Raw genomic sequence first — 13,378 nt, 5'->3', positions numbered from 1 at the left:
ATGGAAAAACAACCTCTTACAACAGAAGTAATATCAGAGCAGCAAGCCGAATCAACGGCTTGCTTTTCGCGTTTTGGAAGAATAGTGGCTATCAATGAGTCTACGGGCAGTGTGCGAGTTGATTTTGATGGTAACCCATTTAAGCAGCCACTCACTGCGAGACTAGGACGTGGCTTTCGTCGTTCTGAACTGCAAATGGCTATCGATAATCGATTAAGTTGTCGAGTTGAGTTTTTGAACGACGACTTAAGCTTGCCTCTTGTGACGGACATTTTCTTCTCTATTCTGGATGACTCTGATGAGTTTGTACTGCGAGCGAAGAAGATGGTGATCGAGACAGAACAAGAGTTGATAGTCAAAAGTGGTGAGACAGAAACTCGCTATAGCGGGCGTGATGGACGAATTACCACTAAAGCGAAGTACGTCACTTCTCAAGCAGAAAAAGCACAAAAAATTCAAGGCGGAACGATCGCAATTAACTAGTTACATCGCGTTAGCTAATGGTTTTGTGTTAACAAGTCACGCCGAGTGAGCTAATTACTTCGAGTTAACTAATTGCAATCGCGTTATGGCACGCTAATAACGGATAACTAGATGCGACAAAGAATCGGTGTCGAGCACCTAAAGGCACCCATAACCAATCAAGAAGTCGAAGGCGCGTTAGCAAAAGCTGAGCGTGCTGTGAACGATCTTTCCCAGTTGCCAGTAACATGGCTGGATTTCTGTAATGAAAAGCTGTCCATTGCTTCTGAAAGTATCGGGTTTTTAATCAGGCAGCGAGTTCAAATTCACAAAAGGGGTTATCCAAGTCGTGAGTTGGAGTATCTCAAACTGATCGAACGCCAAATTGAAGAACTGAAGGAGGTGTACTTGTCGTTTTATCGGTTAGCACCGGGGTTGATTCATCAGTTAAGAGGCCAGGAGCCAGAAATCTACAGCTGGCTGATGCTACAGGGCGAGTTGGGCTCAGAGTTGGATAACCTTTTGTGCGGATTGAGTTTACTCGAAGATATTGACGCTAAAACTGCAATGGTCGTTGCCGTGCAATCTCCGGTTGAATCTATGGATAGCACGCTTTCGGAGCTTATTGAGGGTAATGCGGCATCCGGTGTGTTTTACTTTGAATGCTTACGTGTACGTCAAACATTAGGTGTTTCTCTCATCAAGCGCTGGCACAAAGCCAGCATCATTAGCTCTCAAGTTGCTTTGCCACTGCTCGCTTTACAAGACGTAAAAGAGGGGATTGATTGGCTCAATGACAATGCAGGCAGCGAACAATACCTATTTGAACGTTTGATTACCAAACGTGACAGAGGTACTTGGTTCCGTCAGTGCTTTGGCATCGAACCAAGTGGATTACCATCAGCGCAAGTGCTCACTTATGCCAAGTTGCTTGAGTTAAAAGAGTTTGAGGCGTTTGATATCTCTTCTCCATTAGCACCTGTTGATTATGCTCTGAGTGGTGATTGGAAGTTGATGCCCCAAATCATCGAGCACTTGGAAAGCCTAGAGGAAGCAGAGGGTGAAATTTGGCTTCAAGCCTTGTATGTCGTCTACGGAAAACTTCTTCCTCTGACTCCGCAAGATGTTGGTGTCGAGTATGAATGGGAAGAGATCGTCGATCTTCTCAATGAGTGGGTGGAAGATGAAAAATATATCCAAAATCTACCAAGCCGCTTGGGTTACGCATTGAGCTTCGAGTCTACGTTAGCTGCGATGCAAGATGCTAACGTTGATGTGCTGTTCCGCGATTGGCTATGGCGTCAACTCTGTATTCAATCCAGAGCCTACGTGCCTTGGGATATGGCAATGCCGATTCATCAACAAGACTGGAACTTTAACAATTTAAAGGCCGCACCTTCTGCGAGCGAACGATTCAACTTAAGGAATAGCAATGCAGTTATGGGATATTGAGGCGCACCCTGAGCTATCACTTAAAGGTCGTTTTCAACGTGACGAAAACGGCGATGAAGTCTGGGTTGTGGTCGCCAAACGCACATGGCAATTCGATGGTGTGGTTTGGCACGAATTAGGTGAAAGTGAAATCTTCGATGACCCCCAATATTTGGGCGAAGAAGGCTTCTCTGCGATGAAAGTTGACCACGAGTTCGCGTATACCAAAGAAAACACAGATGTACTTGTTTACGGCAAAGCGCGCAGCTACGCGAAAAAGCCAGTGACATACCAAGAGTGTCGTGTGCTGATTGATGGTCATATCGATAAGACTCTCGCTATTCACGGGGAACGCGTATGGGTTGAGCATGCTGGCAGTATCACGCTGAGTAATCCAATCCCATTTATTGAAAAAGACATTGATTACACTTGCGCGGTAGGCGGTGATTTACGTAACCGAATAGGTGGTGGGGTTGCTGACTCCAACAAAGAATTGCTTGAACAGAAAGTACCCTCGGTTTTTTATCCTCGAGAGGACTGGAGTGCCGCCGCGAAAAAACTACGCGTTGCGGGGTTCGGGCCAGTCCCTCCGTTCTTTGAGTCGCGCCAGAAGCTGGCCGGCACGTTCGATGACGATTGGATTGAGAACCGCAAGCCAATGTTGCCACTCGATTTTGATAAGCGGTTCTTCCAAAGCGCGCCTATTGATCAGCAGTGCAAAGGCTTTCTTCGTGGGGGGGAGCGTTTGATGATGAGTGGCTTTTGTCATGATGACACGCTTTCATTCCGCATTCCTAAAGAGAAATATCGAGCAACTGCCGTTTTTAATAACGATAGCTATCAAGTTGATATGGCGATGTACACCTTATTCGTTGATGCTGAAAAGAAAACCATATCAATCAGTTACACCGCTGCGTTTCCTTGTCAGGGTAAAGAGCATTTGTTGGTGTCGACATCGATCACTAAGTTGGAAGAGGTAAGCGAGCATGCATAATTCAACAGGTCGCTATGTGTTGGGTATGGAAGTGATGACACCAACTGGTATGAACTTAGATATTGCCAGTGCAGTTTCGTATGCTGATTTAGGAAGATTCGACCAATGTGTAGGGGATGATGGTATCGAGCGGTTTACTTACGCAAAAATCGAATACACCAAAGAAATTGAGCAGTTTGAGAAAACGTGTGAGTTAATAACCCACTTGCTTGATTCATTGTTAGCGCAGTTACCACGTTCATTGAGACCAATACCTTTGCTTATAGCGGTGCCTGCGTCTGTTTCACTAGTAAAGGTGCAAGAATGGCTTGGTGAAAGTCACTACGCTGACTTTCTCTCTGTGGTGAATGCAGTTCATGCCAGTGGGCCTAGTTTCGTTCTCCAGGCCATGAAATCATTGGATAAATATGATGCCATGATGTGTATCAGTGTCGATTCCTTGGTGAATTCGATGCAAACACTCATCGACGATGCGATGGTAATGAGTACGAATAATCCATGGGGCGTTATTCCGAGCGAGGGTGGGGCAGGTTTAATTCTTTGTCGCAGAAATACCATAGAGACATTGAAACTTAAGCCTCAAGCGCAGCTTGGCTACATTGATACGGAATTAAACACTTCAGACCGAAGAGGCATGTTTCGACTTGTTCAACGTGCGAGTAAAAAGCTCGATTCATTTGGTGAAGTGTATTCCGATATGACGAACCTTCGCATGCACTCGGAAGATTACGGCTTTGCTCTGGGGGCTAAAGCAGAACGATTCACGAACCCAGAACAACCGCAGCTTATCAATGAGTTGTGGGGCACGATGGGCAGTTGCTCTTCTCTAGCCTTAATCGCCTTTGCGGTCAGAGATCACCATTTTAGGCAACCAACCACGTTGTTAATGTTTGACTTTCATGGTGACAAGGGGATTCTCCAGTTGCTGCAATGTTAGTAGGCACTCATCGATCAAATGGCAATGAAAATACACTCATATTATTAGGTTTACGTTTGTATCATGAAAAAGCGTATAACTGATGCAGTGAAAGCGTAAGTAAAAAACTCTAATAAGTTAGTAATAATAACTAAAATAATAGGCTTACTGTTTGTTTTAAATACTAGCCTTGATACAAGTATGTTCAAGAAAATATTATTCAACTCTAATAATATTTATTCTATGAAAGAGTACTAAGTGTCTAATAATCAGAGTACAGCCAAAGGATATATCGATCAGTTGGTTGTGAAAGCTATTGAGAAAAAGAAACTGAATGAGCAAAGGCTAGCAGAAAAAAATAAGCCAAAGCTTGAGTACGTGCTTTTTTCACAATTTGATGTATTAGACAAGCTTCCCTCTAAAAATGGTAAAACAACCGTTTATCATCTCGCAAAAAAAGGGCAGCCAGAAAAGCAGATCTGTTGCAAAGTTATCAATGATGACTCGCCAGAATTTGCGAGTAAAATGTTGGTTAACGAAGCGAGTCGATTAGAGCTTTCCCAACATCCTAGCGTGGCTAACTTCATAAAAATCGGCAACGAATTCGAACGCCCATATTTGATGTACGAGTGGATCCAAGGTGAATCACTGGCAGAAAAGATGGAGCGTCACTCTTCTAAAGGTTTCCGCCACGACCATATCGCTTGGTTGGTATATCAACTCGCTGGTGCCTTAGAGTTTATGCACACAAGAGGCATCTGCCATCTTGATATTAAGCCATCCAACGTGCTAGTGAGTGAAGGCGATTACGTTAAACTCATCGATTTCGGTGCTGCTCGTTATATTGGAGAAACGGAACCTTACGCAGAAGCAAGCTTGAACTACGCTTCGCCTCTTTATATCGAAACTGGCATCGCGGAACCGCAAGATGATGTTTACTCCCTTGCTTTGCTCGCTGGACATTTATTTTTGGGTTCAATATTTGGTGATACTTGGAATAAGCAATTAAAAGACCGAAAGCGTCCTGCATTGATCCCGGCTCATATTTGGAAGTTGCTGAAACAAGTCATCAATAAACCAAGAGGGCATGGCTATACCGCTATTTCTTTTGCTCAACAGTTAGCGCGAATCGATACGCAATCAATTAACTCAAATTCTAACGCACCAATTTTCAGTAGCTTGCGTAATGCGGATCTTCTGCTTACACACTGTAAGTCGAATGATAAAACAGCGTACGGACGCTTCAAGCTATTGGAGGCGAGTTTAGTGTTGAGTGTGGCGGCAATGACAGGAAGTTATTTGTATCAGCAAAATTCGGATGCATTGGATGCTATTTTTGCCCAAGAAACGACACCTTTAAGTCACACAATCACGCCCACAGATACTGCTTCTTTTTTGGCTGAGCCGCCATGGAAAATCAAAGAAGTATTAGCAAAAACTGAGCAGAGCGTTGATACGACTGAAGCCTACCGAGAAGCGTATCGAGTTCAGCAACTAAGCCTTTCGGGTTTATATAATGAAAAACAGACTCAGTTGAAGTCTTACCAAGCTTTAGCTGATGGACTACCACAAACATTAGTGGATTTACGGAAGGAGCTTGTCACGTTGCGAGAGGAACTCGTTCGTGATGGTGCATTGTTTCCCTATGCGGACGAAACACTGACTAAAGTGATGTCTGGGTTAAATGTCGCTTCTATCGATTCCATGAAAGTATCTGCCATAGCTGGCAGTCGAGATAAGCAGATTGCTCGCTTAATTTTAAGCGGTGAAGCTAAGCTCGCAGAAGAAGAAGTGAAAGAAGCATGGTTATTAAACCAGTCACAGGCATATTTCTATAGCCAAATCTTACCAAAGAGAGTGATGGAAAATATTAATGACTCCATTGATAAACATGCAGAAGCGCACTTTTATACCAAAGCGATTGAAGAAGCTGAATTAGCCAAAGACTACTTTGGTAATACGCCAGAACTAGAAAAAAAAATAACAGACTTAATCATCGCAAGAAGCGAATTTATTTTGTTTAGTACGGTGATGGAGCAATCCATTTTCGACAAACAGAAATTGCATGAGTCCCTTGCTGATTTAGAACGAAATGCGCCAAGAAAATTTACAGAGATCACAAAAATTCTAGATAGCATGGCGTCGGATGCGATTAATCAGAGTCATCAGTTTTCTAAGCCTGCAAATGGTGCCATCGCCGTAGCTCGTGCATTGAGAGACTACTTGACTGAAGGAGATGCGAATTTTGTCCAACATTGATACTGATCACCTTCTTAAACCGATTTCTGATGAATCTCCTGCGGGTAACGATGCTCGTTACGAGTTTTGCTATGAAATGATGGAAGCCGAGGTAAAAAAGTTCGGCTCACTATTTGGCGAAACGGTCGACTGGAATGTAGTAAAAACCAATGCGATGGAAGTGCTCGAGCATCATAGTAAAGATTTAAAAGCACTTTGCTATTTAGTACGAGCGCTTGCAGAGGAATCCGGGCTCAAAGGTTTTGAACAAGGTCTGAAACTGCTTAATGAGGCGTTAGCTTGCTTCGGTAGTGATCTTTACCCGACACGGAAACGCGGTAGAGACGGTGCGGTGGAGTGGTTGAATCATCAATTTAAATTGATGAGCACTAAGCTTGCGGACAGTGCGCAATCTTGGGAATTAGTTTCAGGCTGTATTTCGGCGATTGAAGAAGTGCAGCGTCAGTACGACGATGTTTACCAAGACTCCGAAGCTGACTTCTTTGAGATTCGCACGCAGCTCAATGTTTTATCTCAACAAGCAGCGGCCGATGACCAGAGCGATGAGTCAGTCGCAAACATCGAACAAGCGGCACCTGCACCAGCTGCGGTAGAAACGCCAGCACAGAACGATGTTCAAACCACACCAGTGAAGACGGTTCCGCCGGCCCCTAAACCTGCGCCAGTTAAGAAAGCCGTAGTAAAAGAAGTCGATGTCGATACGGACTTCTCTTCGCCGACGGCTTCTAAGCGAACCTTGAAGAAGGTTGCGGAAGTCATGCTTCATGCGAACCCAAGTGATCCGCTGGCTTACCGAATTTATCGTCATCTGACTTGGGATGACATTGATGGTCTACCTGACCACCAAAACGATCAAACGCCATTGAGCTTGGCGGTATCGTCCGATCAACAAGCGGAATACCGCGACAAAGCCAATCAGGAAAGTGACATCGACACGATTAAACGTTTGGAGCGCACGCTAACTGACGCGCCATTTTGGCTCACAGGCCACCATTTCGTGTATTTGATGCTTACTAACTTAGGTTTTGATGACGCAGCACTTGCCGTGAAACAAGAAGTAAAGCGGTTTGTTGAGTCACTGGAGGGCATTGAACGCCTCTCTTTTAAGAATTCTATACCATTTGCAGATGAAGCAACATTGAGTTGGTTGTCTACTCAAGATGCTACTTCATCGGCAGCACAAACTGTCGTACAGACGGTTGTGATCGCTGAAGAAGATTCATTGCTGGTGGAGGATATCACTCTAGAAAATCTAGGGGAATATGCCGCAGAACTTGCCCGCAAGCTTGAGCTGGATGGCTCAGGGCGTGGACAGTTCATGCTGTATTTACAATTGATAGCAGCTTACCAGTCTGTTGGATTATACCCGTTGTGTTTGCCGTATCTTGAGAAGGGGTGGGAAGTACAAAATGCGTTTAATCTCGCGAGCTGGGAACCCCACTTATCGTCGCAGTTAGAAGACCTGATTCGAAAAACACTCCATCAGTTATTCAGAAGTAAGGATCTTTTACCTGAGAAGTATGAAGAGTGGAAAGCAATTTATGACTAATTAAAGAGTTAGATAAGGAACGAATTATGTCACGTGACGGCTCGGTGGCTCCTAAAGAGCGAATTAATATCCGTTATGTTCCAGCAACTGGCGATACGCAAGAAGACGTAGAACTGCCGCTAAGCATGATGGTGGTTGGCGACTTTACTGCACGTGCAGATGAAACGCCAATTGAAGAACGCACTCCAATCAATATCGATAAAGACAACTTTAACGAAGTGCTAGAAGGCATGTCTCCAAACGTTAAAGTGAACGTTGAAAACCGTCTTTCTGATGAAGAAGGCGGCCAAATCGGTGTTGATCTAACGTTCCAAAACATGAAGGACTTCTCTCCAGAAGCGATCGCGAAAAGTGTACCTGAATTAAACAGCCTACTTGAGCTTCGCGAAGCCTTGGTGGCGCTGAAAGGCCCTCTAGGAAACGTTCCTGCGTTCCGTAAGAAGATCGCATCGGTTCTTCAAGATGAAGAAGCGAGAAAGAAACTGTTGGATGAACTAAGCATTGGCAACGACCAAGACGCGAAAGAAGAGTAAGGGATATCATGTCTGCAGAAGCACAAGCGCCAGAACAAGAAGCAGCCTTAGTTGAATCAGGCTCACTTCTGGATAGCATTCTTAACGAAACTCGTTTAAAGCCAAGTGATGAAGGTTTTGACGTTGCAAAACGTGGCGTAGAAGCATTCATCAGTGAGTTACTAAGCAGTTCGAACACAGAGAAAGTCGACCAATCTCTGGTTGATCTGATGATCTCTGAAATCGACCAAAAACTGTCTAAGCAAGTTGATGCAATTCTTCACAACGAAGAAGTTCAAGCGATTGAATCAACGTGGCGTGGCCTTAAGTATCTGGTTGACCACACTGACTTCCGTGAGAACATTCAAATTGAATTGATCTCTGCGAAGAAAGATGAAGTTCTTGATGACTTCGAAGACGCGCCAGAAGTGGTGAAGTCTGGTTTGTACAAACAAATCTATACGCGTGAATATGGCCAATTTGGTGGTAAACCTGTTGGCGCAGTCATTTGTGACTACGATATGTCGGCTTCGTCTCCAGACATCAAACTGATGGAGTACATGGCAAACGTGGGTGCAATGTCTCATGCTCCATTTATTACATCGGCGTCTGCGAAGTTCTTTGGTCTAGATAGCTATGAAGAGCTACCGAATCTAAAAGATCTTAAGTCAGTATTTGAAGGCCCACAATACACTAAATGGCGTAGTCTACGTGAACACGAAGATGCGCGTTACTTAGGTCTATGTACGTCTCGCTTTATGCTACGTACACCTTACTCTGTAGAAGATAACCCAATTAAGGCGTTTGACTACGATGAGCAAGTAACAGACAGCCATGACAACTACCTATGGGGTAACTCTGCGTACGCGATGGCATCAAAAATTAGTGAGTCTTTCGCTAAGTACCGTTGGTGTCCAAACATCATTGGTCCTCAAAGCGGTGGTACTGTGCATGACTTACCGGTTTACAACTTTGAAGCCATGGGTCAAATCGAGACTAAGATCCCAACAGAGATCCTGGTTTCTGACCGTCGTGAGTACGAGCTAGCAGAAGAAGGCTTCATTGCGCTAACCATGCGTAAAGGTTCTGACAATGCGGCGTTCTTCTCTGCAAACTCAGTTCAAAAACCGAAAGTATTTGCGAACACGCCAGAAGGCAAACAAGCAGAGATGAACTACAAGCTAGGTACTCAGCTTCCTTACATGTTCATCATCAACCGTCTAGCACACTACATCAAAGTGCTACAGCGTGAGCAAATCGGTTCGTGGAAAGAGCGTTCAGACCTAGAAATTGAACTGAACAAGTGGATTCGTCAATACGTTTCTGACCAGGAAAACCCGCCAGCAGAAGTCCGTGGTCGTCGTCCACTACGTGCTGCTAAGGTTGAAGTATCAGACGTAGAAGGCGATCCAGGTTGGTACAAAGTATCAATGTCTGTACGTCCTCACTTCAAGTACATGGGTGCAAGCTTCGACTTGTCTCTAGTTGGTAAGTTAGACCAATAACCCATTGCTGAAACCATAAAGCAGCCAGTAAAGACTGGCTGCTTTTTTCGTAGGAGTGAAGATGGAAAAAGGCTATCGTCTTTTAGAGCGGATTGAGCTTGGTGAACCCAAAAACTGTTACGAGAAAGTCGTTTCTCACAAGCATTTGATTGAATCTATTCATTCTCATCTCGCAGACTTGCTGAATACCCATTCTGGGAATGCAATGATCGACAATGAGTATGGTTTACCAGATTTTAATGACGTACTTTCTAACAACACGAACCTAGTTCGCCACATTCAAAAAAATATCACGTCAACCATAGAACGCTTTGAACCGCGACTGTTGAATGTCGAGGTTAATTACCGTGAAGATCACCATAACCCGCTACAACTCGGCTTTGGTATTCGCGGCGAAGTTTCCCATAACGGCGGTAAAGTCCCAATGTCGATAGACGTCTACATGGGAACCGACGGCCAATTTAACGTTTAGTAGGTGCCACTTGAGTAACAGTAAATACTTTCAAGATGAACTCACGTATTTGCGTGAGTCGGGTAGTGAGTTTGCCAAATATCATCCGAAGTTAACTCACTTTCTCTCTGAGGGAACCTTTGACCCAGATGTCGAACGACTGCTCGAAGGTTTTGCCTTTCTGACAGGTCGAATCCGCGAGAAGATTGATGATGAACTGCCTGAGCTGACGCAATCTCTGATGACTTTGCTGTGGCCACATTACATGCGTTCGATTCCGTCTTTGTGCATTAGCGAACTAAAACCGCATACCGGAAGTGTTACTGAGAAAACCGTGGTGAAACGTGGCGCAGAAATGGCGAGTGAACAGGTAGAGGGCACGCAATGTTTGTTCCGTACTTGTTACGACGTCAATCTATACCCAATTACGATCACTAACATCGAACAGACCAACAGCCGCACCAGTTCGATGATTGATGTGACTTTATCGACGGAGCATGGTCTTGAACTGTCTCGGATCGGTTTAGACACGCTGCGATTACACCTGCATGGCGAGATTCATATTACTCGAACTGTCTTTTTATGGCTGTTCCGTTACCTAGATTATGTCGAATTAGATGTTGGTGGTGGTTACAAACATCGCTTAGGGCCAGAATACGTTAAGCCAGTTGGGCATGAAGAGGACGAAGCGCTCCTGCCTTACAGCAAAAATTCATTTGCAGGCTATCGTTTGCTGCAAGAATTCTTCTCTTTGCCAGATAAGTTCATGTTCTTCGACATTAAAGGCTTAGAGTGGCTAAAAGGCATTCCACAACGTAGCACGGTCAAAATCAAATTCCACTTTAAGCGTGCATTACCGTCAGAAGTGGTGCTTAAAGATAAACACTTGAAGTTGCACTGTACGCCTGCCGTTAATTTATTTGAAAAAGATGGCGATCCAATTCGTTTAGAGCACCGACGTAACGAGTACAAGGTACGTCCGCAAAGCAACACTCAGGAGCATTACGAAGTCTATTCCATTGAGCAAGTGGAAAGCTGGAGTAAAGACGAGCGTCGTCGAAAGTCTCTGATTGAATTTGAATCATTTGAGCATCAAATTAACCAACGAGATAAGCGCGAGTTCTACAAATCTAAAGTTGCTGAGCGTGTAAGCGGTAGAGGCCTTGAACGCTACATATCATTTCATACTCATAATGGGGATATTGCGGAACTGGGGACAGAAACGGTACTCATGAAACTGCAATGTAGTAACGCAGATTTGGCGGAACGTTTGTCAGTGGGGGATATCACTTACGCGACTCATAAATCACCGACCTATGCGACGTTTAGGAATATTACCAAGCCCACTCAATCGGTCAGTCCGCAAGTGAATGGTGAGCTTCAGTGGCAGCTAATTGCGAATATGTCACTCAACTATTTATCGCTGGCAAATATTGATGTACTTAAAGTACTTCTCTCTACCTATGATTTCCACTCTCGAGTTGACAGACAAGCGCACCGTGCATCAATTCATCGACTTGATGGGGTTATCTCTTCGGAAATGAAACCAATCGACCGTGTGTTTCGTGGCGTTTCGGTACGCGGCAATCAGTTTAAGTTGGTCACCAATTCCAAATTTTTTGTCAATGAAGGCGACATGTTCTTGATGGCGACGGTGCTTAACGAATTCATCCGTTTGTATTCGAGTGTGAACTCCTTTACCGAACTGGAAGTGTTTGATGAAGCGACAGGCGAGGTTTATAACTGGGCAAGTCTTATCGGACAGCAGACGATACTATGATTAATACACTTTCTGATAAGTCGAATGAGTTTAGTTTCTATCAAGCAGTCTTGCTGCTAGAGAAGCATTATCAACTAGAGCCGAACTCTAACTTTGTCGCCGTCGGTGAGAACAAGTACTTCCACCAAGAACGTATTGAGTTCAGCGTTTCGCCAAACTTATCTTTTCCAAAGAGCGATATGGACTTTATTGCTCATATGGAGAGAAATGGCCAGCAGTATTCTAGAGTCGAAACCAACTTTCTTGGCTTGCATGGTTCAAGCTCACCACTTCCTGCTTCTTATACTGAGAAACTGGCAGGGCGAGATCCTGAAGACAATCCGGTAAAAGATTTCTTTGATTTTTTCCATAATCGGTACACCAGTTTGTTGTACCGGGTTTGGAAGAAATACCGATATCACGTGCAGTACCAAAGCGGGGCAAGTGATGCCTTCTCTGGACGTATTCTGCACTTGGCGGGCCTATCTAGCGTAATGCAAGATAGTAAGGTCGCAGAGTTAGATCGAGCGAAAATACTGTCTTATGTAAACCAACTTTCTACGCGTACACGCTCTCCAAAGCTGATTTCCGGTATTGTTTCGCATTACTTCTCGTTGCCTAGCGTGCGCATTGAAGAGTGGGTATATCGCCGCGTAGAAATCGCAGAAAGCCAACGGAATAAACTCAACCGTGCTAATTGCATATTAGGGCAAAATTTGCACTTAGGACAAAGTATTGCGGACTTAAACGGCAAATTTAATCTTTGCATCGACAGCATCGATTTTGAAACATTTAAGCAGTTTTCCTACGATGGTGAGTTACACAAAACACTGGTCGGCCTAATGCGTTTCATTTTGCGTGACCCGATGTCGTGGGACTTAAAGTTGACAGTTAACTTGGATAGTATACCAGAGAATAAGCTAGGTAATGGGGAAGGGAACCACTTAGGACAAACATTCTGGTTAGGTAACCCAAGTGATAAAGATGCCAAAATCCGAGTTATCGGAAGCATATAAGAAAGCCGCTCTACGAGCGGCTTTTTATGTTGTCATCAAAAAGGTCAGAAAAGCTTAACGGCTGATCGGCTGGTGAAGTACGACGGTAGTATCAAGCCTTTGAATCCCGTTAAATGACTCAATTTCGTTACAAAGATGATGAATAGACTGCAGATCGGGCGCTTCAATTAGGGCAATAATATCAAAGTTGCCACCAACAACGCTTGTTAAGCGAACCTCAGGGATTTCTTTAAGCGCATTTGTTACATCATTTTTCTTACCCTTTTCACAAGATATCAATAGATAGCTTGCGGCTTTGCGCCCTTCGTTTTCTACACGAATTTGTGCGGTATAGCCTTTGATAATACCGGTCTTTTCTAAACGATTAATCCTTTCTGCTACTGCTGTACGAGACAAACCAATGTTTCGAGATAGATTCGCAATAGACTCACGCCCGTTTGACAATAGACTTGAAAGTATTTTTCGATCTAATTTATCTAAACCTTGTAAAGTCATGTTTGAAATCATGTGTTCTGCCTATTTTG

The 13,378-nt window shown here is 44.2% G+C and carries 12 protein-coding genes; 11 read left to right on the top strand and 1 reads right to left on the bottom strand.

Annotated elements, in window-relative coordinates; genetic code table 11:
- The 11 genes from NL644_RS06070 to tssG all read left to right on the top strand — a co-directional run bounded on the left by NL644_RS06070 (position 1) and on the right by tssG (position 12,854).
- The gene (locus NL644_RS06070; RefSeq protein WP_182018675.1) at positions 1-483 is read left to right on the top strand and encodes a hypothetical protein; all 483 of its coding nucleotides are present in this window, start codon (positions 1-3) and stop codon (positions 481-483) included.
- Between the two features lie 111 nt (positions 484-594).
- On the top strand, positions 595-1,914 hold the full coding sequence (locus NL644_RS06065; RefSeq protein ID WP_253658179.1) for a hypothetical protein: 1,320 nt from the start codon (positions 595-597) through the stop codon (positions 1,912-1,914).
- On the top strand, positions 1,895-2,887 hold the full coding sequence (locus tag NL644_RS06060) for a DUF2169 domain-containing protein (protein WP_253658178.1): 993 nt from the start codon (positions 1,895-1,897) through the stop codon (positions 2,885-2,887). The genes NL644_RS06065 and NL644_RS06060 overlap by 20 nt, the downstream gene beginning before the upstream one ends.
- Positions 2,880-3,824, top strand: coding sequence for a hypothetical protein (locus NL644_RS06055; RefSeq protein WP_139060629.1), 945 nt, complete (start codon positions 2,880-2,882; stop codon positions 3,822-3,824). The genes NL644_RS06060 and NL644_RS06055 overlap by 8 nt, the downstream gene beginning before the upstream one ends.
- A gap of 237 nt (positions 3,825-4,061) precedes the next feature.
- On the top strand, positions 4,062-6,062 hold the full coding sequence (locus tag NL644_RS06050) for a protein kinase (RefSeq protein WP_253658177.1): 2,001 nt from the start codon (positions 4,062-4,064) through the stop codon (positions 6,060-6,062).
- Positions 6,049-7,611, top strand: coding sequence for a type VI secretion system protein TssA (gene tssA, locus NL644_RS06045; protein WP_253658176.1), 1,563 nt, complete (start codon positions 6,049-6,051; stop codon positions 7,609-7,611). The genes NL644_RS06050 and tssA overlap by 14 nt, the downstream gene beginning before the upstream one ends.
- A 26-nt stretch (positions 7,612-7,637) precedes the next feature.
- The gene (gene tssB / locus NL644_RS06040; protein WP_005373381.1) at positions 7,638-8,144 is read left to right on the top strand and encodes a type VI secretion system contractile sheath small subunit; all 507 of its coding nucleotides are present in this window, start codon (positions 7,638-7,640) and stop codon (positions 8,142-8,144) included.
- An 8-nt stretch (positions 8,145-8,152) separates the two neighbouring features.
- Entirely contained in the window at positions 8,153-9,628 is a 1,476-nt protein-coding gene (tssC, locus tag NL644_RS06035; RefSeq protein ID WP_005392635.1) for a type VI secretion system contractile sheath large subunit, read from the top strand.
- 61 nt (positions 9,629-9,689) lie between these two features.
- Entirely contained in the window at positions 9,690-10,100 is a 411-nt protein-coding gene (gene tssE, locus NL644_RS06030; RefSeq protein WP_005392634.1) for a type VI secretion system baseplate subunit TssE, read from the top strand.
- Positions 10,101-10,110: 10 nt separating this feature from the next.
- Positions 10,111-11,859 (top strand): type VI secretion system baseplate subunit TssF, encoded by a 1,749-nt coding sequence (gene tssF / locus NL644_RS06025; protein WP_006741090.1) that lies wholly within the window; start codon positions 10,111-10,113, stop codon positions 11,857-11,859.
- Positions 11,856-12,854, top strand: a complete 999-nt coding sequence (gene tssG / locus NL644_RS06020) for a type VI secretion system baseplate subunit TssG (RefSeq protein ID WP_006741089.1) — start codon at positions 11,856-11,858, stop codon at positions 12,852-12,854. Before tssF ends, tssG begins: the two co-directional genes overlap by 4 nt.
- Before the next feature lie 54 nt (positions 12,855-12,908).
- On the opposite strand, the gene NL644_RS06015 is transcribed toward tssG, so the two are convergent.
- The gene (locus tag NL644_RS06015) at positions 12,909-13,361 is read right to left on the bottom strand and encodes an Lrp/AsnC family transcriptional regulator (protein WP_005373369.1); all 453 of its coding nucleotides are present in this window, start codon (positions 13,359-13,361) and stop codon (positions 12,909-12,911) included.
- Positions 13,362-13,378 lie beyond the last annotated feature (17 nt).

Origin of the sequence: Vibrio sp. Y10_XG_PY6 (assembly GCF_024181795.1) — a bacterium.
Taxonomy (GTDB): domain Bacteria; phylum Pseudomonadota; class Gammaproteobacteria; order Enterobacterales; family Vibrionaceae; genus Vibrio; species Vibrio diabolicus.
Note: the sequence above shows the minus strand (reverse complement) of the source record. Positions and strands in the feature narration are given on the sequence as shown.

Excerpts from the sequence above, each read along its gene's own strand:
- NL644_RS06070 (WP_182018675.1), top strand. The coding sequence starts at position 1 with ATGGAAAAACAACCTCTTACAACAGAAGTAATATCAGAGCAGCAAGCC.
- NL644_RS06065 (WP_253658179.1), top strand. The coding sequence starts at position 595 with ATGCGACAAAGAATCGGTGTCGAGCACCTAAAGGCACCCATAACCAAT.
- NL644_RS06060 (WP_253658178.1), top strand. The coding sequence starts at position 1,895 with ATGCAGTTATGGGATATTGAGGCGCACCCTGAGCTATCACTTAAAGGT.
- NL644_RS06055 (WP_139060629.1), top strand. The coding sequence starts at position 2,880 with ATGCATAATTCAACAGGTCGCTATGTGTTGGGTATGGAAGTGATGACA.
- tssB (WP_005373381.1), top strand. The coding sequence starts at position 7,638 with ATGTCACGTGACGGCTCGGTGGCTCCTAAAGAGCGAATTAATATCCGT.
- tssC (WP_005392635.1), top strand. The coding sequence starts at position 8,153 with ATGTCTGCAGAAGCACAAGCGCCAGAACAAGAAGCAGCCTTAGTTGAA.
- tssE (WP_005392634.1), top strand. The coding sequence starts at position 9,690 with ATGGAAAAAGGCTATCGTCTTTTAGAGCGGATTGAGCTTGGTGAACCC.
- tssG (WP_006741089.1), top strand. The coding sequence starts at position 11,856 with ATGATTAATACACTTTCTGATAAGTCGAATGAGTTTAGTTTCTATCAA.
- NL644_RS06015 (WP_005373369.1), bottom strand. The coding sequence starts at position 13,361 with ATGATTTCAAACATGACTTTACAAGGTTTAGATAAATTAGATCGAAAA.